13 protein-coding genes are annotated in these 25,520 nt (G+C 70.3%); 10 read left to right on the top strand and 3 right to left on the bottom strand.

What is annotated here, in order from left to right:
• The first annotated feature begins 15 nt into the window (after positions 1–15).
• The gene (locus tag GA0070611_RS10255) at positions 16–1,233 is read left to right on the top strand and encodes a nucleotide disphospho-sugar-binding domain-containing protein (RefSeq protein ID WP_091661543.1); all 1,218 of its coding nucleotides are present in this window, start codon (positions 16–18) and stop codon (positions 1,231–1,233) included.
• A gap of 76 nt (positions 1,234–1,309) precedes the next feature.
• On the opposite strand, the gene GA0070611_RS10250 is transcribed toward GA0070611_RS10255, so the two are convergent.
• The gene (locus GA0070611_RS10250) at positions 1,310–2,431 is read right to left on the bottom strand and encodes a polysaccharide pyruvyl transferase family protein (protein WP_157740287.1); all 1,122 of its coding nucleotides are present in this window, start codon (positions 2,429–2,431) and stop codon (positions 1,310–1,312) included.
• 185 nt (positions 2,432–2,616) lie between these two features.
• Between GA0070611_RS10250 and GA0070611_RS10245 the strand changes: the two genes are divergently transcribed.
• Together GA0070611_RS10245 and GA0070611_RS10240 are read left to right on the top strand one after the other, a co-directional pair.
• Entirely contained in the window at positions 2,617–3,687 is a 1,071-nt protein-coding gene (locus tag GA0070611_RS10245; RefSeq protein WP_091661537.1) for a glucose-1-phosphate thymidylyltransferase, read from the top strand.
• Positions 3,684–5,120, top strand: a complete 1,437-nt coding sequence (locus tag GA0070611_RS10240) for an NDP-hexose 2,3-dehydratase family protein (protein WP_091661534.1) — start codon at positions 3,684–3,686, stop codon at positions 5,118–5,120. Before GA0070611_RS10245 ends, GA0070611_RS10240 begins: the two co-directional genes overlap by 4 nt.
• Positions 5,121–5,181: 61 nt before the next feature.
• Here the strand turns inward: GA0070611_RS10240 and GA0070611_RS10235 are convergent, their stop codons facing one another.
• The gene (locus GA0070611_RS10235) at positions 5,182–6,057 is read right to left on the bottom strand and encodes an HIT family protein (protein WP_091661531.1); all 876 of its coding nucleotides are present in this window, start codon (positions 6,055–6,057) and stop codon (positions 5,182–5,184) included.
• A 173-nt stretch (positions 6,058–6,230) separates the two neighbouring features.
• On the opposite strand from GA0070611_RS10235, the gene GA0070611_RS10230 reads away from it, so the two are divergent.
• From GA0070611_RS10230 to GA0070611_RS10210, 5 genes are all read left to right on the top strand, one after another.
• Positions 6,231–7,487, top strand: a complete 1,257-nt coding sequence (locus GA0070611_RS10230) for a nucleotide disphospho-sugar-binding domain-containing protein (RefSeq protein ID WP_167604417.1) — start codon at positions 6,231–6,233, stop codon at positions 7,485–7,487.
• Positions 7,488–8,083: 596 nt separating this feature from the next.
• Positions 8,084–10,354, top strand: a complete 2,271-nt coding sequence (locus tag GA0070611_RS10225) for an FAD-dependent monooxygenase (protein ID WP_091661524.1) — start codon at positions 8,084–8,086, stop codon at positions 10,352–10,354.
• A complete protein-coding gene (locus GA0070611_RS10220; RefSeq protein WP_091661520.1) occupies positions 10,351–10,671 on the top strand; it encodes a putative quinol monooxygenase in 321 nt (106 codons plus the stop codon). The genes GA0070611_RS10225 and GA0070611_RS10220 overlap by 4 nt, the downstream gene beginning before the upstream one ends.
• Positions 10,668–11,891 (top strand): cytochrome P450 family protein, encoded by a 1,224-nt coding sequence (locus GA0070611_RS10215; RefSeq protein ID WP_091661515.1) that lies wholly within the window; start codon positions 10,668–10,670, stop codon positions 11,889–11,891. Before GA0070611_RS10220 ends, GA0070611_RS10215 begins: the two co-directional genes overlap by 4 nt.
• A gap of 52 nt (positions 11,892–11,943) precedes the next feature.
• Positions 11,944–12,612: a TcmI family type II polyketide cyclase gene (locus tag GA0070611_RS10210; RefSeq protein WP_091661513.1), complete on the top strand. Its 669-nt coding sequence runs from the start codon at positions 11,944–11,946 to the stop codon at positions 12,610–12,612.
• A gap of 113 nt (positions 12,613–12,725) precedes the next feature.
• On the opposite strand, the gene GA0070611_RS10205 is transcribed toward GA0070611_RS10210, so the two are convergent.
• Positions 12,726–17,402, bottom strand: a complete 4,677-nt coding sequence (locus GA0070611_RS10205) for a LamG-like jellyroll fold domain-containing protein (protein WP_157740286.1) — start codon at positions 17,400–17,402, stop codon at positions 12,726–12,728.
• A gap of 493 nt (positions 17,403–17,895) precedes the next feature.
• Between GA0070611_RS10205 and GA0070611_RS10200 the strand changes: the two genes are divergently transcribed.
• Together GA0070611_RS10200 and GA0070611_RS10195 are read left to right on the top strand one after the other, a co-directional pair.
• A complete protein-coding gene (locus tag GA0070611_RS10200) occupies positions 17,896–24,312 on the top strand; it encodes an RHS repeat domain-containing protein (RefSeq protein ID WP_157740285.1) in 6,417 nt (2,138 codons plus the stop codon).
• Positions 24,302–25,021, top strand: a complete 720-nt coding sequence (locus GA0070611_RS10195; RefSeq protein WP_091661503.1) for a hypothetical protein — start codon at positions 24,302–24,304, stop codon at positions 25,019–25,021. Before GA0070611_RS10200 ends, GA0070611_RS10195 begins: the two co-directional genes overlap by 11 nt.
• The last annotated feature ends 499 nt before the right edge of the window (positions 25,022–25,520 follow it).

The raw sequence follows: 25,520 nt of genomic DNA, 5'->3' as shown, positions 1-25,520 counted from the left end.
GGACGGGAGGACGGGATGCGCGCGCTCTTCACCGCGTCGAACTGGCCCGGGCACTGGTTCTGCATGGTCCCGCTGGGCTGGGCGTTGCAGGCCGCCGGGCACGAGGTGCGGGTCGCCTGCCCGCCCGAGCAGGCCGACCGGGTCAGCGCCGCCGGCCTGGTGCCGGTGCCGGCGCTGACCAGCCCGGACATGATGCTGATGGCACGGCTGGGCAACTATGTCGACGCGGTCCTGGGCCGCCGTACGCTGCCCGGGATGCCGCTGCACCCGATCACCGGCGAGCCGGTGGCCCGCCTCGACGAGTTCGACCTGGCCACCGAGGGGCCCCGGATCGGCGAGCGGATCGCCGACGGGCTGCGGCGCAGCTTCGACGCGGCGGTCGAGGTGGCCCGCGCCTGGCGACCCGACCTGATCCTCAACGACATGACCGCCGAGGAGGGTCAGCTCGCCGCCGAGGTGCTCGGCGTGCCGGCGGTGCACTGCACCCCCGGCCTGTACGGCACCGTCGAGCCGCCCGACGGCCCCGACCTGGGCCCGGCCGACCCGACCGGCGCGTTCCCCCGCTACGGCCTGGGCGAGTGGGACCGCGGCCGGATCCGGCACGTCCTCGACCCCACCCCGGCGTCGGTGCCGCTGCCGTTCGGCGACGCCGCCCGGCTGCCGGTGCGCTACCTGCCGTACAACGGCCCGGGGGAGCTGCCCGAATGGGCCGTCGGGCGCGGTGACCGGCCCCGGGTCACGGTGATCTGGGGCAGCTCGGTCGCCCCCGCCCCGGCCCTGCACACCGCGGTGCGCACCGCCACGGAGAGCGGTGCCGAGGTGGTGCTCACCGTCACCCCGGAACACGCCGAGGCGCTCGGCGAGCTGCCCGACGGGGTCCGGGTGCTGCACCAGTTCCCGCTGCACCTGCTGCTCGCCACCAGCGACGCGATCATCCACCACGGCAGCGGCAACTCGCTGATGACCGCCGCCGCGGCCGGGGTGCCGCAGGTCGCGCTGGCCAACAACGACGACCAGATCCCGGTCAGCCGGCGGCTGGCCGCCACCGGCGCGGTGCTCGCCCTGCCGGCGCTGGAGGCGAGCGCGGACGACGTGGCGGGCGCGGTCAAGACGGTCCTGCACGACGACGCCCCGCGCGCGGCCGCCCGGCGGCTGCGCGCCGAGATCGAGTCCCAGCCCGCCCCGGCCGACCTGGTCCCGGCCCTGGAACAGCTCGCCACCGGCGGCCGCTGACCGGGGTACGACGTGGCGCGGCACCGTCCGGAGGCGGTGCCGCGCCACTTTTCGCGCCCCGGCGGGGGCGCGGCGGTCAGGACCGGCCGACGGGGGCGCCGGCGTGGATCCGACGGGCGACGGCGAGCTTGCCCGCGCGCAGGTCGCGCAGCCGCTCGGGCGGGTAGCCGCCGGCGGCGGGGCGCTCCGGCACCCGCAGCTCGTCGAGGATCGTCCAGCGGGAGCCCGCGTCCACCAGGGAACGGTGCTTCGTGGCGTAGTAGTCCGGGCTGATGCTCAGCGCCACTCCCGACGCGCCACCGGCGGCGGCCACCAGGTGCGGGTGGAACCGGGTGGACAGCCAGCACTGTCCCGGGCGCACCGGCAGGCCGTCGCGCAGGATCTCCGGCAGGTCGTAGCGGCGGGTCACCGGCAGCACCCGCTGCGCCGCGGCGAGCATGTCGCGGTCCTGGTCGGGCGCGCACTCGACGAGCCCGACCCCCGCCACGCCCCAGTCGCGCAGCACCCGGCCCACGAACTCCAGCAGCCGCTCGCCGTCCACCGCCGCGAGCTGCGACTGCAAGGACACCATCACCTCGGGTACGTCCGCCCCGCCGGCCGTCGGCGGGGTGCGCAGGTACGCGTCGTCGCCGGAGACGGTGAGCCCCGGCGCGCCGATCAGCTCCGCCGAGCGCTGGTCGCGTACGTCGATCACGTCGAACCGGCGGGCCAGGTCGCGGACCAGGTCCTCGGCCCCGGCCGGCGGCGGCCAGAGCCCCTGCCCGCTCATCGCGGCGAGCCCGCCGGAGTGCCCGACCGCCGCGGTGATCCCGGCGAGCAGGCCCACGAACGGCGGCCAGATGTCGTTGATGAACCCGCCACCGACCAGGTGCACCACGTCGGCGGTGCGCAGCAGCTCGATGCCGGGCGCCAGGTCGGCCGCGGTGGCCGGGGCGGCCACCATGCCCCGTACCGTCTCGGTGGTCGCCTGTGGACCGGCGGTCCAGTTGCGCAGGCAGAGCTGCCACAGGGTGTCGGTGAGCCGCAGCCGGGGATGCGCGCCGGTCAGCGTCGACCGGGCCCGCACCGGGTTCAGGCAGTCGACCACGACGTCGACCTCGGGAGCCGTCTCGGCCAGGTGCCGCAGCCAGCCCAGGATGATCAGCTCGTCACCGTAGTTCGGCACGCCGGCCGGGGACACGAGGTAGTGCAGGGTCATGCCGGACATGCTCCGGCCCCGGTCCGGCCGGCCGCAACTGCCGCCACGCCGGCCCCCAACGGCGCTCCAGGCCGGCTCGACCGGCCCGCCAGCGCCAACGCGCCTTGAGGGCTTCTCGACCGTCGGAGTTGACGATCCAGGCACTGGGCGCACGGCGCGCTTCGACCCGATAGGGAGATCGAGCTATGAGGGCTCTGGTGTTGGCCGGCGGTACGGGTACCCGGTTGCGTCCCTTCACGTATTCCCTGCCCAAGCAGTTGGTGCCGGTGGCGAACAAGCCGGTGCTCGTGCACTGCCTGGAGAACATCCGCCAGATGGGCGTGGAGGAGGTCGGGATCATCGTCGGCGACCGGGCCGACCAGATCCGCGAGGCGATCGGCGACGGCGCGGCCTACGGGCTGCGGGTCACGTACATCACGCAGGCGGCGCCGCTCGGGCTGGCGCACTGCGTGAAGATCGCCGCCCCGTTCCTCGGCGACGAGGACTTCGTCATGTACCTCGGGGACAACATCCTGGTCGGCTGCCTCGCCGAGACCGCCGAGCGGTTCCGGGCCAGCGGGTCGCCGGCCCGGATCCTGGTCACCAAGGTCGCCGACCCCCGCCAGTACGGCGTGGCCGAGCTGGACGAGACCGGCCGGGTGACCGCGCTGGTGGAGAAGCCGACGCAGCCGCGCAGCGACCTGGCGATGATCGGCGTCTACTTCTTCACCCCGGCGATCCACGACGCGGTGAACCGGATCGTCCCCAGCCGCCGCGGCGAGCTGGAGATCACCGACGCGATCGCCGACCTGCTCGGGCACGGCGGGCAGGTGGACGCCGAGGAGTACACCGGCTACTGGAAGGACACCGGCACGGTGGCCGACCTGCTGGACTGCAACCGGCTGCTGCTCGACGGCACCGCCGGCGCGGTCGGCGGCACGGTGGACGCGGAGACGGTGGTGCAGGGCCCGGTGGTGATCGAGGAGGGCGCCACCGTGACCCGGTCCCGGCTGGTCGGCCCGCTGACCGTGGCGGCCGGCAGCGTGGTGGAGGACAGCTACCTCGGCCCGTACACGTCGGTCGGGCGCAGCTGCCACATCTCCGGGGCGGGGATCGAGGACTCGATCATCCTGGAGGGCGCCCGGGTGCGGGAGGTGACCGGCATCAAGGGCTCACTGATCGGGCGCTGGGCGCTGATCGGCTCGACGGCCCGCCCCGCGCCGCAGCACCGCATCCTCGTCGGCGACCACGCCGACCTGGAGGTGGCGGTCGCATGACGGGCACCCCGGGCGCCACGCTGATCCGGTCCGATCCGGCGACCGTCGACCTCGCCGCCCGTTTCACGGCCTCGGCCGCGGCCGGCGACAGCACCGTGACGCCGAACGACCAGGTCGAGGCGTGGCTGGCCGGGCGGCAGCAGGCCGGCGACGTCCGGGTCACCCGGATCCCCTTCGCCGACCTGGTCGGCTGGCGGTTCCGGCCGGACGGTGACCTGGTGCACGACAGCGGCAAGTTCTTCTCGGTGACCGGGGTGCGGATCAGCAGCGGCCGGGACCGGACCGTCGCCTGGTCCCAGCCGATCATCAACCAGCCCGAGATCGGGCTGCTCGGCATGGTGGCCAGGGAGTTCGGCGGGGTGCTGCACTTCCTGGTGCAGGCCAAGATGGAGCCGGGCAACATCAACACCGTGCAGCTCGCGCCGACCGTGCAGGCGACCCGGAGCAACTACACCGGGGTGCACCGCGGGCGCGGTATCACCCACCTGGAGTACTTCACCGGGCCGCGAGCCGGCCGGATCCTGGTCGACGCGCTCCAGTCCGAGCAGGGCGCCTGGTTCCTCAACAAGCGCAACCGCAACATCGTCGTCGAGGTCGACGAGGACGTCCCCGACCACGAGGACTTCCGCTGGCTGACCCTGGGCCAGATCCAGGGGCTGCTGCGCCGCGACGACATGGTCAACATGAACATCCGGTCGATCCTGGCCACCGTGCCGTTCGCCGTACCCGAGGACCCGACCGGGCCGACGCCGGCCGGGCCGTGGCGGGAGTCGCTGCTGCGGTCGGTCGCCGGCACCGAGGGCGCGCTGCACACCACCCGCACCGTGCTGAGTCGGCTGACCGCCGCGAAGGCCCGCTTCGAGCTGGACCGGCACGTGATCGGGCTGGACGAGGTGGCCGGCTGGCACCGTACCGCCGACGAGATCGCCCACGACGAGGGGCGCTTCTTCACCGTGATCGCCACCGACACCACCGCGGCCAGCCGGGAGGTCCGGCGCTGGACCCAGCCGCTCGTCGCCCCCCGGGCCCGGGGCATCTCCGCCTTCCTGGTCAAGCCGATCGACGGCGTGGCGCACCTGCTGGTCCGGGCCCGGTACGAGGCCGGCCTGATCGACGTCGCCGAGTTCGGCCCGACGGTGCAGTGCACGCCGGACAACTACCCGCACGGTTCCCGGCCCCGCTACCTGGACGAGGTGCTGGCCGCGCCACCGGAGCGGGTGCTCTACGACACGGTCCAGTCGGAGGAGGGCAGCCGGTTCTACCGGGCGCAGAGCCGCTACCTGGTGGTCGCCGCGCCGGACGACTTCCCGGTCGAGGTGCCGGAGGACTTCACCTGGGTCACCCTGCACCAGGCCACCGAGCTGCTCCAGAACAGCTACTACTTCGCCATCCAGGCCCGTACGCTGCTCGCCGGTCTCCAGTCCACCTGGTAGCCGACCAGACACGCGAGCGGGGCCCCGGCACGCCGGGGCCCCGCTCCATGGTGCCTGCCGGTCAACGGTCCAGCAGCGTGCGCATCTGTTTGACCGCCGCGGCCGCCTCCGGCTCGGTGCAGGTGCCCGGCGCGGCCCCGAACGCCCGTCCCTTCCGGTCCTCCGGCCGGCGCGGCAGCAGCCAGGCGTGGAAGTGCGGCGCGGCATCCATGTTGGACGTGACGTGGATCCGTTCCGCCCCGGTCACCTGGGTGATCAGCGGGAAGAGCCGGGCCAGCAGGGCCGTCCACGAGGTCGACTCGTCGGGGGTCATCTGCGAGAAGTCCAGGAAGTGCCGGCGCGACTCCACCAGCAGGCTGCCGCGCGGCGCGAACGTGGCCGGGGCGTGCGCCACCCGCCACAGCTCGTCGTCGACCAGGTAGCCGCCCGGCGGCTCGATCCAGCCCGCCCACGCCGGCACCGCCCCGCCCACCCGCTTGCGGCAGATCAGGCAGCTCGGCAGGTCCCGCCGGCCGCCGCCGTCGAGCAGCCCGCGCAGCGGCTCGGCGACGTTCCACAGCGCCGCGTCCAGCCCCAGGTGCCGGATGAACCAGTGTTCCAGCTCGCCGACCAGCCGGTCCGGGTCGGCCAGCACCGGGGGACGGACCGCACCCCAGCGGTCCTGTGCGGCGGCCGGGTCCAGCCCGGTCGCCGTGCCGATCTGCGGCCAGGTCGCGCCGCGCGCCCGGGCGTACGCCACGGCCAGCCCGTGCAGGTCGTCCGCCGCGTCCCGCACCGGGCCGGTCAGCTCGCGCAGCCACACCTCCACGGGTACGTCGTGCCCGTGCCGGCCCACCAGCGCGTACAGCCGGTCGGCCAGCTCCGCCGCCCGCCGGGACACGGCGATCCGGGCCAGGTCGCGGGCGCTGAAACCCGCCTCGTCCAGCTCCTCCTCCATCGCGGATCAGCCCCTCCTCCTGATCGTGGCCGAGGCCTCGGCCGGTCGCGTACCTGATGAGAGCCCCCGGCGGTCCACGGGGTCTGGAGCCCGGTTCGAGCCGGGCTCCACCACCGGCTGGCACGGTGGCCGGCGGTGCGATCGGTCGTCGGGCCGGGGCGGGAGGAAGCGCGATGCGGGTGCTGTTCACCACGTCGAACTGGGCGGGTCACTGGTACTGCATGGTGCCGCTGGGCTGGGCGTTGCAGGCTGCCGGGCACGAGGTCCGGGTCACCTGCGCCCCGGCGCAGGCCACGGCGGTCGGCCGGGCCGGGCTGACCCCGGTGCCGGTCACCGCCGACGCCGACATGATGGTGGTCGGCCGGATGACCCACTTCGTGGCCGCCGTGCTGGGCACCCGCACCCTGCCCGGGCTGCCCCGGCACCCGCTGACCGGGGCCGCCCTGACCGACCTCGCGGAGTTCGACTTCGCCGCCGACCCGGGCTTCTGGGACCGGCACGCCGACGGGCTGCGGCGCGGCTTCGACGCGGTGGCCGGCTTCGCCGCGCAGTGGCGGCCGGACCTGGTCTGCCACGACGTGATGGCGCCCGAGGGAGCGGTGGTCGCGGCCCGGCTCGGGGTGCCGTCGGTCTTCGTGGCGCCCGGCCTGTTCGGCACCGTCGAGGTCGAGCCGGGGCTGGACCTGCGGGCCGCCGACGAGGCGTACCGGGTGATGGCCCCGGACGTGGACTGGAGCCGCGCCGCCATCACCCACGTGGTCGACCCGTCGCCGTCGTCGGCGCTGCCGCCGGTCGGCGACGCCCGCCGCCTCCCGGTGCGCTACGTGCCGTACAACGGCCCGGGCGCGCTGCCCGAGTGGGCGCTGCACCGGCCCGACCGGGGGCGGATCTGCGTGATCTGGGGCCACTCGGCCACCGGGATCTTCGGGCCCGACGTGCCGGCCCTGCGGCACGCCGTCGAGGCCGCCGCCGACACCGGGGCCGAGGTGGTGCTCACCGCCAGCGCCGAGCAGGTGGACGCGCTCGGCACGCTGCCGGCCGGGGTACGCCCACTGCGCGGCTTCCCGCTGCACCTGCTCCTGCCCGGCTGCGACGCGGTGCTGCACCACGGAAGCGACAACGTCATGATGAACGCGGCGGTGGCCGGCGTACCCCAGGTGGCCCTGCCGCTCGACCACGACCAGCTCGCCTACGGACGGCGGATCGTGCCCACCGGCGCGGCGGTGTCCGTGCCGGGCCTGGCCGCCACCGCCGACGAGGTGCGCGCCGCCCTGCACGCGGTGCGGACCGACCCCCGGTACGCCGCGGCGGCCCGCGAGCTGCGGGCCGAGCAACTGCGCCGGCCCACCCCGACCGAGGTGGCCGCCGAGCTGACCGCCCTGGCCGGCCACTCCGACGCGCGGGACCTGGTCGCCGGCACGGCCGGCTGACCAGTCCGGGACGACCTGTGGCGCGGGCTGCTGCGCCGACCGCTGCCCGACAGGTCGGGCCCGCCCGTCCCGTCGCCGTTCACCCCTGCGGCGGATGACGGCACCGCAACCCACCGCGCGCTCACGTTCGGCAACCCCTGCGGCGGTTGGCATCCCTCTTCTCGGTGCCTTTGCTCTGCTTAACCCCACGCAACACGTGACGGAGCGTGGCTGTTGCGTGGAGTGAAGCAGAGCAAAGGCGGCGGAGCGCAGTACCGAGGGGAGCGGGACCTGCCATCGCGACGCAGGTCAGGGGAGCGCGCCTGCCGCCGTTCCGCCACGACCCGGGGGACTCACCCGTGGTCGGTGACAGTGAGTGATGAGATGGCCGGGACCCGGGGTCTCGTCGCGCTGAGTGACCGGTCTCCGCCCGGCCCCGAAAACCGGGGCCACACCCGCCGGGACGCGGTACAGGTGGGTCCGGCACCAGGACGGGGCGTCGCGGGGGCGTCACGGTCGGGATGAACCGGCGGCCGGATCCGGTGACGGCCGGGTGACGCGGGCTGCGGCAGGGTCGCAGCACGACGTCAGCCCGCCCCGGCCGCCGAGGAGAGCCCGTGATCAGGACGATGTTTCGGCTCCGCGCCCATCCCGGCCGGGAAGCGGACGTGGTGGACGCGTGGCGGGACGTCGCCGGACGGATCGCCGAGCTGCCCGGCGCGCTGCGGCAGGCCCTGCTCCACGACGCGCTGGACCCGCACGCCCTCGTCCTGGTCACCGAGTGGTCCGACGAGGCGGCGTGGCGGGCGTACCAGGCCGGTCCCGTCGCGGGGCAGCTCGCGCAGGCGCTGGGTCCGCTCTGCCCGGAGCCGGGCGACCGGCGGGTGATGCGCGACGTCCCTCCCGGTTCGACGGTCTACGTGGACGTGGAGCTGACCGTGCCGCAGTCGCGGTGGGAGGAGTTCCGGCGCGGGTACGCCGAGGTCCTCGACCGGGTCGCCCGGGTGCCCGGCTACCTGCGCGAGGAGCTGCTGCGCGAACCCGGCTCCGACACCCACCACATCTTCGCCGAATGGCGCAGCGCGGCGCAGTTCCACCAGTGGATCGGCAACCCGGCGCACGCGGAGGAGGAGGCCGGCCCGATCGCGCCGTTCCTGCTCGACATCCGCCGTCGCCTGTTCCACGCCGTGGCCGATCCGGCGACCAGCCGAGAACCGAGGACGGGCAGGGAGGCCGACGTGCACAGGACAACGGACGTACTGGTCGTCGGGGCGGGGCCCACCGGGCTGACCGTCGCCGTCGAGCTGGCCCGGCGGGGCATCGACTGCCGGGTCGTCGAGAAACTGGCCGCGCCGCCGGGACACGCCGACAAGGCGATCGGCGTGCACTGCCGCACCATGGAGCTCTGGGAGGAGCAGGGCATCGTCCGGGAGGCGATGGACGTCGGCATCTGGCTGACCGGCAACATGGTCTTCGTCAACGGCGTGCAGACGCACCGGATGAGCTGGGAACTGCCCGGCCTGCCGTACGCCCACCTCGGGCTGCCCCAGTACGAGACCGAGCGGCTGCTCACCGAGCGGTTGGCGACCCTGGGCGTGCGGCCCCGGCGCGGCACCGAGCTGATCTCGTTCACCCAGGACGACGACGGGGTGACCGCCACCCTGACCACCGCCGACGGCGGCACCGAGACCGTTCGCGCCACGTACCTGGTCGGCTGCGACGGCGCGCACAGCCGGGTCCGCGAGCTGCTGGGGCTCACCTTCACCGGTGGACTGGGCCGCTTCCCGCAACTGTTCATGCTCGGCGACGTGGACGTCGACTGGGACATGCCCGACGGCCACCTGCTGCGGTTCCTGCACGAGACCGACGGCCGGATGGACGGCATGCTGGTCTGCGTACCGCTGCGCGGCGCGCACCGGTACCGGATCGCGACCCTCGCGCCACCCCGGTTCTTCGCCCAGACCGGCGGGCAGGACGCGCCGCCCGGGTTCAGCGAGGAGCTGGCCGAGCCGACGCTGGCCGACGTCCAGGCCGCCCTCGACCGGCTGGCCCCGCCCGGCACCCGGGCCTCGAACCTGCGCTGGTCCTCGGTGTTCCGGATCAGCCACGGCATCGTCGACCGGTACCGCGACGGCCGGGTCTTCGTGGCCGGCGACGCCGCCCACCTGCACCCGCCCGCCGGTGGCCAGGGCATGAACACCGGCATCCAGGACGCCTGGAACCTGGCCTGGAAGCTGGCCCTGGCCGTGCGCGGCATCGCCGCGCCCGGCCTGCTCGACAGCTACGAGACCGAGCGGCGGCCGGAGGGCGAGGAGATCGTCGGCCGGGCGGTCCGGATGGCCTTCACCGACGAGCTGGACCGCGCGGACCTGGAACGGCAGTTCCTCCAGGAGATGTCCATGCTGCTCAGCTACGCCGGCAGCCCGCTGGTGGGGGAGTCCGTGACCGACCCGGAGGCGCTGCGCGGTGGGCCCGCCGCCGGCGACCGCGCCCCCGACGTCGAGGGCCTGCGCCGGCCCGGCGTCGGGCACCCGCTGCGGCTGCGCGAGCTGACCCGCGGCACCCGGCACACCCTGCTGGTCTACGCCGACTCCAGCGCCGACGAGGAGACGCTGCACGCCGCGGCCGAGCTCTGCGCCGAGGTACGCCGGCAGGCGAGCGGTGAGCTGGACGCGTACCTGGTGCTCAGTCCGGACGCCCGCGCGCCGCGACTGCTCGCACCGCCGGTGGTGGTGGACGCCGACGGCGGCTACCGGGCCGGCTACGCGGTCGCCGGCACCGCGCTGCACCTGATCCGCCCGGACGGGCACATCGGGTTCCGCAGCTGCCCGCTCGACGCCGACGGCCTGCGCAAGCACCTGCACCTGATCTTCGGCGGTGTCCGGTGAGCCGGGTCCGCACCGTGCTGGCGATGCGGGCCCGGGAGGGCTGCGCGGAACGGTTCGAGGCGGAGTGGCGCAGCGCCGCCGAGGAGATCCGCACCCTCGACGGCTGCCTGCACCAGGACCTGGTGCGCGACGCCGACGACCCGCGCAGCTACCTGATCATCAGTGACTGGGCGGACCGCGAGACGCTGGACGCCTTCGGCCGCAGCGAGCACCGTGACCGGCTCCTGCGCATCATCCGTGAACTGCGCGAATCCGCCGAACGGCACACCTACCAGGTGCTGCACAGCGTCGGCGGCGACCCGGGGGAGGACCGATGAGCACCGACGCCGTGCCGGGCGCGGAGATCTACACCGGACAGTTCGCCGCCGACCCGTACCCGACCTTCGCCCGGCTGCGCACCGACCGGCCGGTCTGCCCGGTCAGCGGCCGGTTCGACCAGTACCTGATCACCCGCTTCGACGACGCCCGGGTGGCGCTGACCGACCCGCGCCTCTCCAAGGACCTGTACGGCCCGGAGGCGCACTACCTGCGGTTCTTCGGTCCCAACTCGGCCGGGCTGAACCGGAACATGCTCAACTCGGACCCGCCGGAACACACCCGGCTGCGCCGGATCGTGTCCCAGGCGTTCGCCCCGCGCCGGATCGAGGCGCTGCGCCCCCGGGTGGCCCGGATCGTGGACGACCTGATCGACAAGGTGCTCCCGCACGGCCGGGCCGAACTGATGCACGACTTCGCGATCCCGCTGCCGATGACGGTGATCTGTGAACTGCTCGGCATCCCGGCCGCCGACCACGGTCGGGTGCTCGACTGGACCCAGGTGATCCGGACCTCCGGTTCCGGCGAGCGCCCCCCGGAGCAGGAGCGGGCGGCGGTGCAGGACGCCCAGGCCCGCCTGTACCACTACCTGACCGACCTGGTCCGGGCCAAGCGCGCGCGCCCCGCCGACGACATGATCGGCGCGCTGATCGACGCCTGCGACCAGGACGGGACGCTCTCCGGGGCGGAGGTGGTGGCGACCACGTTCCTGCTGCTCTTCGCCGGTCACCAGACCACCGCCGACTTCCTCGGCAACGCCGTGCTCGCCCTGCTGACCCATCCCGAGCAGCTGGAACTGCTGCGCAGCACACCCCGGCTGCTGCCCTCGGCCATCGAGGAGCTGCTCCGTTTCGACGGGCCGCTGCCGGTGGCCAGCCCCCGGATCGCCACCGAGGACGTCGAGTACCAGGGGGTGACGATCCCCTGCGGCGCGGCCGTCGGGGTGGTGATCAACGCGGCGAACCACGACCCGGCGCACTTCACCGACCCGGACCGCCTCGACGTGCGCCGGGTCCGTGGCCCGCACCTCGGTTTCGGCCACGGCGTGCACTACTGCCTCGGTGTCTCGCTGGCCCGGATGGAGGCGCAACTCGGCCTCGGGGCGCTGCTGCGCCGGCTGTCCGGGCTGCGGCTCGCCGTGCCGCTGGCGGAGGTACGCCGGCTGCCGGCCGCCTCGCCGTTCCGGGGCCTGCTGGAACTCCCGGTCACCTTCACCGCCTGACGGCGGCCGACCCGCGTCCCGTTCCACCGTCCGTTCCCATCAAGGAGCAGCCATGGTCTTCCGCAACGTGATCGTCTGTCGCATGGTCCCCGGCAGCGAGGACACCGTCGGCGACGTCTTCGGTTACTACGACCGCACCACCCGACCGCAGGACCTCGGCGTCATCGGCCGGATCCTGCTCTCCCACCACGACCTGTACCTGCACGTCATCGAGCGCGAGCAGGACCCGAGGATCTCCGGGCAGACCCGCGGCCTGCCCGCGTTCCAGAAGATCGCCGAGGCGATCGGACCGTACGTGACGCCGTACCCGAGGTACTGGAAGAACCCGTCCGACTCGGTGGCGAAGGAGTTCTACCACTGGGCCCCCGACGACGGCGCGGAGCCGGCGGAGACCACGCTGACGATCATCGTGCAGCGGATCAAGCCCGGCGCCGAGGCGGACGTGGCCCGGATCTTCGGCGAGTCCGACGCCGGCCCGCTCCCCGCCGAGCTGGGCGTCACCGGACGCTGGCTCTACTCCATCGACGACGTCTTCGTGCACCTGCTGGAGCAGGACGCGACGGTCGCCGAGCGCGTGCGGCAGCACCACCAGCAGAAGCCGGCCTTCGGCAAGCTGATGGCGGAACTCGCCCCGTTCGTCGAGCCCTACCGGCCGGAGCGCTGGCAGGGCCCGCAGGACTCGGTGGCCAAGCCCTTCTACCGCTGGCGCGCCGAGGACTGACCGCTCGCAAGGTGGGCCCAAACGGACTGCTCCGCACCGGTGATCGGTACGGAGCAGTCCGCTGTCATGCTGGATGGTGAGAGCCCTGAAACTGCTTCTAGTGCCTCAACACGTCACGGGGCTTCCGTCCAGGCCCCGAGTGCGCCTCCCGTCGAGGATTGCCGGGTGGTGTAGACGCGATTGTCGACGCTGCGCACGACAAGGCTGATCGTGTTGCTCCCACTCAACCCCGGTGTCGGATCGCTGGCGAAGCCGGCCCCCGGCGGGTTCGTCCCCATGACGCTCCACGTACCGAAGGATCCTCCGACGGTGGACTGCCCGACGCCCCAGATCGTGTTGTCCGTGCCGCGGGCGTAGAGGACGGTGGTGCCGTTGGCGCCCTTCATCGGTGCCGGGTCACCGGAGTAGGTGATCTGGCCGCTGCCGACCATCGACCAGTTGCCGAAACTTCCGCCGGTGGTGTCCTGAATGGTGCTGTAGATCTTGCCATCGCCACCCCGTACGTAGATCGTCAGGAGGTTGTTGGCGCCGAGCAGTGCGGTGGGCTCGCCGGCGAACCGGCTGATCGGCCCACGGTTACCCATGACCGCCCAGGTTCCGAAGACGGAACCTTGCGCTACCTGACCCACGCCGTAGACGAGGTTGTCCGTGCGCCGGGCATAGATCACGATCGTCCCGTTGGCGCCGAGCATGGCGTACGGCTTCGAGGCGATACCGCCATCCTTGCCGATTCTGGTCCAGGCCCCGAAGGCGGCGCCCGCCGCGGCCTGGTTCGTGCCCCACACCCAGCCGTCCGCACCACGGGCGTAGATCGCCAGGGTGCCGGCAGGGGTCAGCAGAGCACTGGTGTCGCTCGCGAACCCTGCCGCCGGTGCCCCGGTACCAATCGCCTTCCAGTCGGTGAATGCTGCGCCGACCGATGGCTGGCCCACGCCGTACATCTGGTTGTCGACGCCCCGGGCATAGATGACCAGGGTGCCGTTGGCTGCCTTGGCGACCGAAGGGCTACCGATGAAACCGCTACGGTTACCGATCCGCACCCACGCACCGAAGTTGCCACCGACAGTCGTCTGCTCACTGCCCCAGATCCAGCCGTCGGCCCCGCGGCGGTAAGTGACCAGCGCCCCCGACGCCGCCTTCAGGACCACCGGGTCCCCGCTCGCGCTCGTGTCGGCGTCGATGGGCCAGACCTGACTCCAGGTCTGCACGTAGGCGAGACTACCGGCGAACCAACCCCCGTAGCTGCTGGCACCGGTCTTGTGGGCCCCCATCCGGAATCCGCCGCCGGCACTCCACGCGGTGGTGTGCGAGGCCCGGCCGGCGTTCACGCCGCTGACATACAGAGTCATGGTCCCGGTCGACTGCTTGTAGCTCAGCATGACGTGGCTCCAGACGCCCGCACGTGCGGTGCCTGGAGCGCTGACCGCCGTGTCCCAGATCGGCGTGGCCGTGTCGGTGCGGGGCATGGCGAACCGCCAGGATTTGTCGGCCGGATCGGCCCAGAGCTTGAACCCGGCGGTGTTGGTGCCGTCCTGGGAGAGGACAGTGCCGCCGAGGGTGGTGGGCTTGATCCAGGCCGCCACGGTGAAGTCGGCATTGGTGGTGACCGCGCGCGAAGCCGTGTTCAAACTGCCGTTGGTGCCCTTGAAGACCACATCCGGGTCGAACATGTCACCGGCGTTCCAGACCACCCCGGCGCTGCCGTTGGTGTTGCTGACCGGCAGGTTGGTGGGCCCGTCCACGGAGTCCCGAGCAGTCGTGACCGTGCCGTCGGCGGCGTCGCGAAGCTGCCAGGCGTGTTGAGAGGTAACGATGGTCTGGGACACAGGCTGATCGGTGATCGTGCCCGCACCGTTCTCCAGCCCGGTGACGTAGTAGGCCTTGGTGATACCACCGGCACTGACGGTCCACAGGTCCGGGGTGCCGTCGCTGTTGACGTCCGCAGCGCGCAGCGTGGAGCCGGCCGGCGGATCCCAGGTGCCGAGGCCGAACTGGGTGTAGGTGAGCGCCCCGTTCTCCAGGTCCGCGATCGAGAGGCCGGCCCACAGGTAGAGCGCCTTCGTGGCGTGGTTCCAGAGGAACATCGCGGTGCCTCTGCCGATCGGGGACGTGTCGTTCTCGATCTGGGCGGTAACGATGGTCCAGTTGTTCCAGTCGTTGCCGTCAGTCGGCGTCTTCGCGGTCAGTGGGAAGATCCTGCCGGCGCCGTAGACACCGGGACCGGTGGCCGGGTAGTACGCGAGGTAATACCCGGTGGTCGCGTCGCCGGTCGTGCCAATGAGATCGGGATAGTCCGATCCGCGGTCGTAGGTACGACCAGCGTTGGCAAGTTGCAGCGGGGCGTAGGGGTGCTCATCGTCAATGAGTTGGCTGGGGTCCACGGTCCACTGGGTCCCACCGTCAACGGGGTGGATGACGGACCCGTCGCCGTTCCCGCGCAACATCACTGCGGATCCGGGGTTGATCCCGCCTGGGTAGTACAGCAGGTAGTCCTGCAGTCCGTACCCGGCGAAGCGCCCGGTGATGACCTGCGCACCGTTGAACTCGCTCGGCAGATTGGCCGTGGTGTTGCCATTGCCGTGCGCACCGATGTTCGTGGCCGCGACGGCCGTGTCCGCCGTGCCGCCGGGAGCGAGCCAGAGACCGGCGGGCAGGTCGTTGGTGCCGCCGACCGCCACCAGGTCCGCCGCCCCGTCACCATCCAGGTCGTTGTCCGCCGCCGTGGACGCGGGATTCGAGTTGAAGGTGATCGCCGCGGTCTCACCGATGTTCCCGCCGGCGGATACGGCCGTGACGGTCAGGGTGTTCGTGAAGCGGGTCGGGGTGATCGTGATGGTGGCCTTACCGGCGCTGTCGGCGGTCACATCGACCGGCGCACCCGCGTTCAACTGGTAGAGGTAGCCGTTCGGCATGGTCTTGTCACTGGGAGTGACGTCAATGCTGAAGCTCTCTCCGATTTTCGTCATGTCGTTCGGGACGTCCGGAACAGTCGGCTTACCGGGTCGGGTGGGGTCGAAGTCGAACTTGCAGGTACTGGACCAGTCGCTGCTCTTGTAGAAGTCGGTGACCCGAACCTTCCAGGAGAACTTCCCGACCGCTCCGCCGGCTGCCGTGCGTAACGTGTCGGCGGCAACGACGTAGACGGCGGTACTCCCGGAGGCATAGGTCACCTTGCTGGGGTCCGAGGTCATGATCGCCGTTTCGACGCTGTTGACGATCTTCGACAACTGGAAGGTGACGCCCAGGACGCCGCCGTTGCGGTCGGAGACCGGGGCGTAGAGGTAGACCGAGGAGTCGCCGACAACGGTGGGAGTGCTGGCCCCGCAGGACGTGGTAGGTGATGTCGTCATGCCGGTGGGCACGTTGGGGGTGTGGTTGTAGAGGATTTCCAGCGTCGGGCTGGTCTCGAGGAATTCCTTCCACGATTCGGCGTCGGTCGCCTCGTTGGCCGCGACCATCCACAACGTCCGGGTCGACTTCTGGTTCGCCACATCGCTTCTGATCTGGCCGGTGATGTCGAACGGCACCGCAGCCGCGTCACAGCCCGAGTAGCCGAAGGCGAAGCTCTTGGACGCGGCGAGGGGCCCCTTGCTCACGCCTTCCCAGTAGTTCCAGGATGCGTTGGTGTCCTTCAGGACGGTGGCCGGTGCGTAGACGTTGACCGGCTTGTCGGTGCAGTTCCAGGACCTGGTGTTCTTGATTTTGAAGATCGCCGAGCTGATCTCCGCATCGGCCAGCGTGCCGTAGGGGATCGCGAAGTTGATCAGTGTGTTCGAGCGTTGTTCACCCGAGTTCCCGACCTGCATGCGCCCGATGAGGTCGGGAGTCTTCTTCCAGTAGTTCGTGGACTGGTGCTGGTAGGAGATGGTCGCCCAGCCGCCCATCGACGGACCGGCGGAACTCCAGGTGAAGGTGGGGTCGATGTAGACCGGGAACGTGGTTCTCGGATCGGTGAGAAGCGCCTGGTCGGGCCTGAGGTGAAGCTTTCCGGAGGTCAGCCGGACGCCGATGCCGGCGACGCGGGCGCTGGCGCCGGACCTGGTGGGGCTGGAGCCGGTCGCGGAGCGAGCTGTCGGGCCCAGGTCCGGGCCCGTGGCGGAGTCCCACATCGTCGGGGCGGCGGCGGTCAGCACGGTGTGGCCGGAGCGGTCCCGCCCCGCAATGTTGCCGGCGGCATCGGCGCTGAGGGTGAAACCGCTGGCGCGGGTGTCCAGGGCCAGTTCCTTCAGTCGTGGATCCCGCGCGGCGGCCGGGGTGTGCACGACCAGGGCATGGGCGAAGGACCCCTCGGTGCCGACGGTGACGGTCAGATCGACACCGGGCAGCACGTCGCGGTAGGTGGCCGTGCGGCCGGTCAGCGTGGGGACGGGCAGGGGAAAGGGAGCGCCGATGCTCAGCGCGCGGTCCCCGGATGCCAGCGTTGCCAGTGGACCGGTTCCGCCACCGGAGAGGCGAACTTTGTTGCTGGTCAGAGTGGTGGCGATGGTGCCGTCCGCCTGCCGGACGAGGGTGGCGTCCAACGTCCTCCAGGCGCCGCCGACCAGGGTTCGTGTCGGAGCAGCGGACTGGGTCAACCGGACCCGGCCGTCGGGTAGGGCGGTGACCACCGAGTAGGGGCTGCCGGCGGCGGTGGCCTCGACGGGCCTGCCGGTGCGCCGAGCGTCGCCGAGAGCTTTGTCGACACCGATGGCGGTGGGCTTCACGCCTGTCGAAGCGGGTGTCGCGGAGTTCGACGTGGCGTGAGCCGAGGCGCCCGGCCAGATGGTGGCGGCAAGCAACGTGGTGGCCACGACCGTCGGTGTGGCCCAGCGGGTCCTGCGTGGACGTGGGTTTTCGGGCATGGAGCGGTTGTCTCCCCCGCGTCAGGGGCGCGCCTGGTGCGCGCCCGATGGCGGGCACAGTGAACCAGCCTGCCGGGCGACCGGGGAACGGCGGCGGGCACTGTCGGTCAACTCTTTAGGGCTCTGTGTACACATTTGCGTCTGCGATAGTGATCTATCGTTATAATCCTGTGACCTTCGGAGCCGTTCCACGTGGCACATTGATCACCGCCACGGGGGTGGTTGTTCGGACACCCTGCGTGGCTTTTCGCTGATCTTCGTAGGGGTTGAGGTTCGGATGGCTTCACACGGGGGAACGCTTCTGCCCACCCGCCGTCGCCGGTACGGCGCTTTGGTGACTGCGGCAGCCCTTGTCGCAAGCATCCTGACGGCTGGTCCGGCCGAGGCCAGGCCCGAGGGTGCCGGACACGCGGCTACGGCGGCCCCGTCTCCCGGGCGCTCGGTGACGGGTGTCAAGTCGCTGCCGACGACATTCGTCAAGCCGCGGGACGCGGCCAAGGACAACTACCGTCCGACCCGCACCGCGTGGCCGAAGGCGACGTCCGGCCAGGTCGAGCTTGCGGGGACACCGTCCCGTGCCGCGACCAAGGCCAGGGTCGGCGGTACGCCGGTCTGGGTCCAGCCGGTCGCTCAGCGCGGCAGGGCCTACACCGGTCCCCGACGCCTCGACGTCCACGTGGCAAACCGGGCCACCGCCCAGGCCGCCGGCGTCGACGGCGTCGTCTTCAGCGTGGCCCCGGCCAGTGCCTCCACCGGGCGCGGATCGGTGCGGGTCGGCCTCGACTACGCCGGCTTCGCCGAGGCGTACGGCGGCAACTACGGTTCGCGACTCAAGTTGGTCCAGCTGCCGGCCTGTGCGCTCACCACGCCCACGGTCGCCGAGTGCCGCACCGCGCGACCGCTGCGATCCTCGAACGAAGCCGCCAGCCGTACCGTGACGGCCGAGGTCGCGCTCAGCGTCGACGCCTCCACCGCCCGCACGGCCCGAACCGCGATGGTTTTGGCAGCCGTGGCGGGCGCTGGTGAGGAAGGTGGCGCCGGAGGCACCTATGCCGCCACCGACCTCAAGCCCTCCGGTTCCTGGAGCGCCGGCGGCAGCACCGGCTCGTTCAGCTACTCCTACCCGGTGACGGTGCCACCGGGTAGGTCGACCCTGGCCCCTCAGCTGGCGTTCTCCTACGACTCGAGCGCGGTCGACGGTCAGACGGTGGCCACCAGCGCCCAAGCGTCGTGGGTGGGGGACGGTTGGTCGACCCCGCGCAGCTACGTGGAGCAGACCTTCGTCTCCTGCAAGGACGACCCGGAGGGCGCCGCCTCGCCGAAGGCGACCTACGACCGCTGCTATGCCGGCCCGATCCTGACCATCTCGCTCAACGGCTCCTCCACGGCGCTGGTCTGGGACAAGACGAAGCAGATCTGGAAGCTTCAGAACGACAACGGTTCGGTCGTCACCCGCGTCACCAACTCCAACAACGGCTCCGGCACCTACAACACCGACTACTGGCAGGTCACCGAGCCGGACGGCACGGTCTATCAGTTCGGCCGCAACCGGCTGCCAGGCTGGACGACCAACGCGACCGAGACCAAGTCGGTCGATCACACCCCCGTCTTCTCGGCGCACTCCGGGGATCCCTGCTACGACCCGTCGGGATTCGACGCCTCGGTCTGCACCATGGCGTACCGGTGGAACCTCGACTACGTCACCGACGTCCACGGCAACGCCATGGCCTACTACTACAAGCAGGCCAGCAACTTCTACGGTCAGAACGAGGGCGCGAAGGACGTCGCCTACGTCCGGGACAGCTGGCTCAGCCAGATCGACTACGGCTTCACCGCCGGAAACGCCTACGGCACCGTGCCGAACCGGGTGCTGTTCAACACCGACGACCGATGCCTCAGCGGCACCTGCCAGCCGCTCAACGACACCACCAAGGCCAACTGGCCCGACGTCCCCTACGACCTGGTCTGCAACTCCGGCACCGACTGCCGGTCATGGAGCCCGTCGTTCTTCTCCACGGTCCGGCTCACCTCGGTGCAGACGCAGCAGTACGACATCGCCGCCGGCAAGCACCTGCCGGTCGACACCTACGCGCTGACCCAGACCATTCCGCCGTCCGGCGACAGCACCGCGCCGACCCTGTGGTTGTCGGCGATCGCCCGGACCGGCCACGACCTCGGCTCCGGCGGCTCGACCACCCCGATCACCCTGCCGACGGTTTCCTTCGCCGCGATCCGGCTCCCGAACCGGGTGGACACCGCCGGTGGCCTGCCGTCGTTCTACCGCAACCGCATCGAGACGGTGACCACCGAGACCGGCTCGCAGATCACGGCCAGCTACGAGCTCCCGTTGCCCTGCACCGCCCCGGTCAGTCTCGACCCCGCCACCAACACGCGCTCCTGCTATCCGATCTTCTGGACCCCAGAGGGCTACACGAACCAGATCAAGGACTGGTTCCACAAGTACGCCGTCACCAGGGTCACGTCGAGCGACCCGACAGGTGGGGCTCCGGCCACCTCGGTCAACTACAAGTACGTCGGTGGCGCGGCCTGGCACTACGACGACAATGAGGTGGTCAAGGCCAAGTACCGGACCTACGGTCAGTTCCGCGGCTACGGCAAGGTCGAGACCCGCAACGGTGACGGAGCCATCGACCGTCAGACGCTCGGTGTCACCAGCTACTACCGTGGCATGTCCCGGAACAACAACACGACCGTTGTCAACGTCACCGACTCGGCCGGCGGCCTCCACGAGGACATCGACCAACTCGCCGGCCGGGAACTCGAGACCACGTCCCACCGTGGCGACGGTGGACCCGTCGAGACGTCGACGGTTTCCTCGTACTGGGTGTCAGCGGCCAGCGCGACCCGGACGCGCAGCGGTCTGCCGGACCTCACCGCCAACAAGATGGCCGTGGTCCAGACCTGGACCCGGCAGGCCGTGACCACCGGTGGCACCACCACCTGGCGCTACAGCGCCACCGACAAGACGTACGACACCTCGGTCACTTCCCCTACCTTCGGCCTGCTCAAGTTCACCTACAAGCACACCGTCCCGGCGACTGCCGCGTACGACCAGTGCACGTCGACCTCCTATGCCGCCCCGAACACGACCAAGAACCTGGTCGGCCTGATCAACGAGATCGAGACGGTGTCGGTGGCCTGCGGCGGCTACACCCCGGGCACCCCTGCCTCGGTTCCGGGCAGCACCAACACCCTCACCGCGCCGGCCGCCGTCAACAGGCCCGCGCAGGTTGTCAGCGCCGTCCACACGCACTACGACGACCCGACCTTCGACACTGCCTTTCCTCAGGCAGCCGCCCCCACCAAGGGCCAGGTGACCATGGTCCGCACCGCGCGTGACCACGTGTCCGGGGCCTACGACTGGCAGACCACGGACCGGGCCGCGTTCGACGCGTACGGCCGCGCCGTCGCGACCTACGACGCGAACGGCAACCTCAGCACCACCACCTACACGGACAACGCCGTGGGGCTGAACGTCGCCGTCAAGACGACCGACGCGGAAGGGCAGTCGACGACATCGACCGTCACCCCGATGCGTCACCTGACCACCCTCATCAGCGACCCCAACGGCGTGGTCACCACCCGGCAGTACGACGCCCTCGGTCGGGTGAGTGCGGTCTGGGGCGCCTCCCGTCCGACCAGCGCCCTGCCGAACTACCGGTACACGTACCAGGTCAGGAACGCCGGTCTGACGTCGACTCTGACCGAGATCCTGAGCAACAACAATGTCTTCATCCCCTCCGTCGTGCTCTACGACGGTCAGCTCCGCGCCCGCCAGACGCAGGTCGCGAGCCCGGCCGGGGGCCGGCTGGTGAGCGACTCCTTCTACGACACCCGTGGCTGGGTGCGCGCCACCTACAACGGGTGGTGGGACTCGGCGAACGCGCCCAGCGACACCGCGATCGTCTCCGCGACCGACCTCGGCAAGAAGGTTCTCGACCAGACCTTCAACACCTACGACGGCGCGGGCCGACCGATCCTTGTCCAGAGCGCCCGGGACAACCTCGTCGTCTCATCGGCCCGCACCGTCTACAACGGGGACCGCACCACAGTGATCCCCCCGGCCGGCGGCACCACCACGACCACCGTCGTCGACCCGATGGGACGGGCGTCCCAGCTGCTCCAGTACACCAGCGCGCCCACGCTGACCAGCCCTTCGGACGCCTTCACCGGAACCTTCTACCTCACCGGTGGCACCACGGTGGCGACCGGCTACGGCTACGACGGACACGCGCGGCAGTCGACGCTCACCGATGCCGGGAACAACAACTGGGTCAGTCAGTACGACCTGCTCGGGCGGGTGGTGCAGAAGACCGACCCGGACGCCGGCACGAGCACCATAAAGTACGACGGCAACGGCAACGTCACCGAAGCCACCGATGCGCGGGGCAAGACCGTCTCGTACACCTACGACAAGCTCAACCGAAAGACCGCGAGCTACGCCGCGACCCTCGGCGCGCAGTCTTCGTCCAACCAGCTCGGCAGTTGGGTCTACGACAACGACAACGCCGCCGTGGCGAACATGACCAACCCGGTCGGCAAGCTGACCACCGCGACCACCTATCGTGGCGGAGCGCAGTACGTCACCCAGTACAGCGGTTTCAACGTATTCGGCGCATCCCTCGGCGAATCCATCACCATCCCCGCGGTAGAGGGCCTACTCGGCGGGACCTACAGCTTCACCCACAAGTACGCTGCCGTCACCGGTCGGCACAACAGTGACACCTATCTGGCCAGCGGCGGTCTTCCCGCCGAGACGGTGACCTACGCCTACACCGGTGCGCTGGAGATGCCGAACACCGTCTCCAGCCTGCTCGGCACGTACGCGAACGCCACCTTCTACGACGCCTGGGGCCGCGTCACCGGCGGTGGGATCAACACGAGCAGCAGTCAGGCGAACATCGTCAACGGCTATGACGACCACGACGGCCGGCTCCTGCAACAGAAGATCACCAGGAAGACGACCACCACCACCGACGTCGGACAGCGGAACTACGAGTACGACCTGTTCGGCAACATCACCAAGCGGACCGAAACCCGGTACGCGCCGACCAGCGCCGTCGAAACCCAGTGCTACGGGTACGACGCGCTGCGCCGGCTCACCTCCGCCTGGACCGCCACCGACAACTGCGCCGTCACACCCACTCCGAGCAACCGGACCATGGTGGGCAGTGGCATCGGATCGACCAGTGCCTACTGGACCGAGTGGTCATTCGACAACCTCGGCAACCGCACCGGCCAGACGCAGCGCTCCCTCAGCGGGGGCACCGACACCAACACGACCTACGCCTACAACGGCAACGGCGCCGGACAGCCGCACACCCTCACCGGCACCACCACGACCGGCGGCCTCACGGGTTCGACGTCCTACCGGTACGACCAGTCCGGCAACATGACCTCCCGGGTCGCCGGACAGGGCACGCAGACCCTTGCCTGGGACGACACCGGCGAACTGACGGCGGTGACGGGCGGCACCGACGGCAACAGCTCCTTCGTGTACGACGCGGACGGCAACCTGCTGATCCAGAAGGACCCGGGGAGCAGCACGCTGTACCTGCCGACCCAGCAGCTCACCCTCAACACCAGCACCCAGACGGTGACCGGCGTCCGCTACTACCCGCTGCCCAACGGGGCCACCGCGATTCGGACCGGATCCGGAAGTAGCTACAGCTACATGCTCCCCGACCATCAGGGCACGCCGAGCCTGTACCTGAACAACACCGCCCAGGTGCCCACCTGGCGGCAGTACACGCCGTACGGTGGCCCCCGCGGCGCGACCGTCACCGCTCCCGACAACCGCGGATTCCTCAACCAGCCGCTCAACACGAACACCGGTCTCACCCAGGTCGGGGCCCGCAACTACGACCCGACCACCGGCCGGTTCGTCTCGCTCGACCCGTTGCAGGACCTGGCCGAGCCCCAGCAGTGGAACGGCTACGCGTACGCCAACAACTCCCCGGTCACGTCCAGCGATCCCTCCGGCCTCATCCCGGAGGACTGCCTGGACCACGACTGCTACGGCTACAGCCCAGGAAGGGGTTGTCCTGGGGGCTGCGGCACGCCCGAGAACGAAGACTGGGGTAAAGCTAACGGCAGTACTGGCACCGTCGCGGAGAAGAGGCACGACCCACGCATCCTCGGCCACATTATTCGTGTTCCTGAAAGTGTGCCTCTCGAAGAGTTCACTCGGCTTTGGAACGAGCAGCGTGGGGAATTCTTCTACCGCTCGGGGGGTGGCAGCACCGAATGGATGGACATTAACGAGCGGGCCCTTGCCATCTCCATCTGCAGCCAAATGGGCCGCCCAGGTGGATGTCGGCAGTGGATCGAGCAGCTAATCAACCCGAATATCGACTGGTTGGCAGCGAACCTTCCCTCGACCGAAGATGTAATTCCCGGACTGGGTGGATCGGGTTCAGCCCGTTCTCGAAACAATGGCACGGGGGCATCCGCCCCGCTTCCAAAGCTGGGGGGAAAGGCCGACGGACGGATAAACGTGCAGGACGGCCGGAACATTCCGGACGTTGTGAACGACCCTCGTTCCGTCGCTGGGAAGACCCCTCAGGAGATCGCCGATTGGTTCAATGAGGCAGGCTATAAGGCAACTGTGGAGGCCGGCACGAGGAAGGGAACCTCAGGGAAGGCAGTGCATGTCCGTATCGAAGGCCATCCCGAAGTATCGAACATCCAGGTGCACCCGGGTGGGGGACGGCATACGCCAGCGGGCTCACCATATTGGAAGATCTCGACAACTACGTCGGGGAAGATCTGGGTAGTCCCCGACAACTTCTCGGCCGACGCGAACATGAAGGGGGTCATCGTTCGATATGACCTGTAACGTCATCAAGGTTGATCGAGTATGCTCGGTTGGCGAGGCCGCCGCACTCGAGCGGCTCGGGGTGGGGTTGATCGGTGTCGCACTTGATGCCGATCCGCGCTTCGAGGATGGTCGGGTTGTTGACGTGGACACGGCCAGGGATATTGGTGCGTCCCTACGCAGCGCCCGACTGGTCGCAGAGTTGGACGTGCGCGAGTATCCAGCCGATGCCCTGAGGAGGGCGACGGCGGTTGCGGCAGATTTCGTTCAGCCGATCGCGGGCGCGGTCCCGCCTCGCTCGATGCAGGAAGCCTTAGCTGCGTCCGGCCGGAAGGTGGTGTACAGCGGTATCGAGATCGCCCACGACGAGGACCCCTCTTGGGTGCTCAGCCGATATAACGACTCTCCCGATCGTCATTCCGCCATCTTTCAAGTCGATGTGCTGCCCGAATTCCCCGACTCGTGGGAGTTCTTGCGGGATAAGTCACCAGAGTTTGAGTCCGAGTTTCAAATCGAAGACCTGAACCTGCTTGCGGCCGAGCATAACCTCGTTGTCAGCTTAAACTTCACGCCACAGAACCTGGCGGAAATCATTGGGGCCTTGCCGGGAATCCTGGGAATTGGGCTGACGCTGGCCGAGGCGGCAACCCGCCAAGATTTGCACTTTATTCGGTACGAAGCAGCGCTTGACGTTCTGCGGTCCTTTCGGAAACTCCAATTTGGCCTCTAGTTGGTTGCAGTATTGCTGCGGCCAGTCTTGTTTGGTTGGCTAAACGCCTTCCGGCGGCCCTCGTAGGGTTGTTCGGCCGGTAAGGGTCACTTCAAGCATCGAGTGGAGGCTGCCGTGTGCTATGTTGCGGGCTTTCCAGCGCCCGGAGTCAAGCCATTCGCGGACCTGACCATTGAGGTCCTCAACCACCTCATGCTTGCCGTCACGTGAGTACCGGGCCGAAGATGGCGAAGGTCCGAGCTACACGGTGCCGACTGTAGGTGGATCAACCGAGCTCCTCGGTGCCGTCAGAGGTGCCCTGGAAGATATGGGCAGACAGGGAGCCCAAGACACGTTGGGGAGCTGCAGGACGCGAGCCAGCGACCGCGTCGCAGTCGACGGCCTGACGCCCCGCATCCGCTAACCACAGCGGCGCCGGCCTCGGCCCGCGCCGGTGGATCCATGATGCGTCGCGGTAGCGCACCTGGGTAATTTGTAGACTTCGGCGCTGAGGGGCCGA

It is taken from the genome of Micromonospora auratinigra (assembly GCF_900089595.1).
GTDB classification, from domain to species: Bacteria; Actinomycetota; Actinomycetes; order Mycobacteriales; family Micromonosporaceae; genus Micromonospora; species Micromonospora auratinigra.
This window is presented reverse-complemented; position numbering and strand designations above follow the sequence as displayed.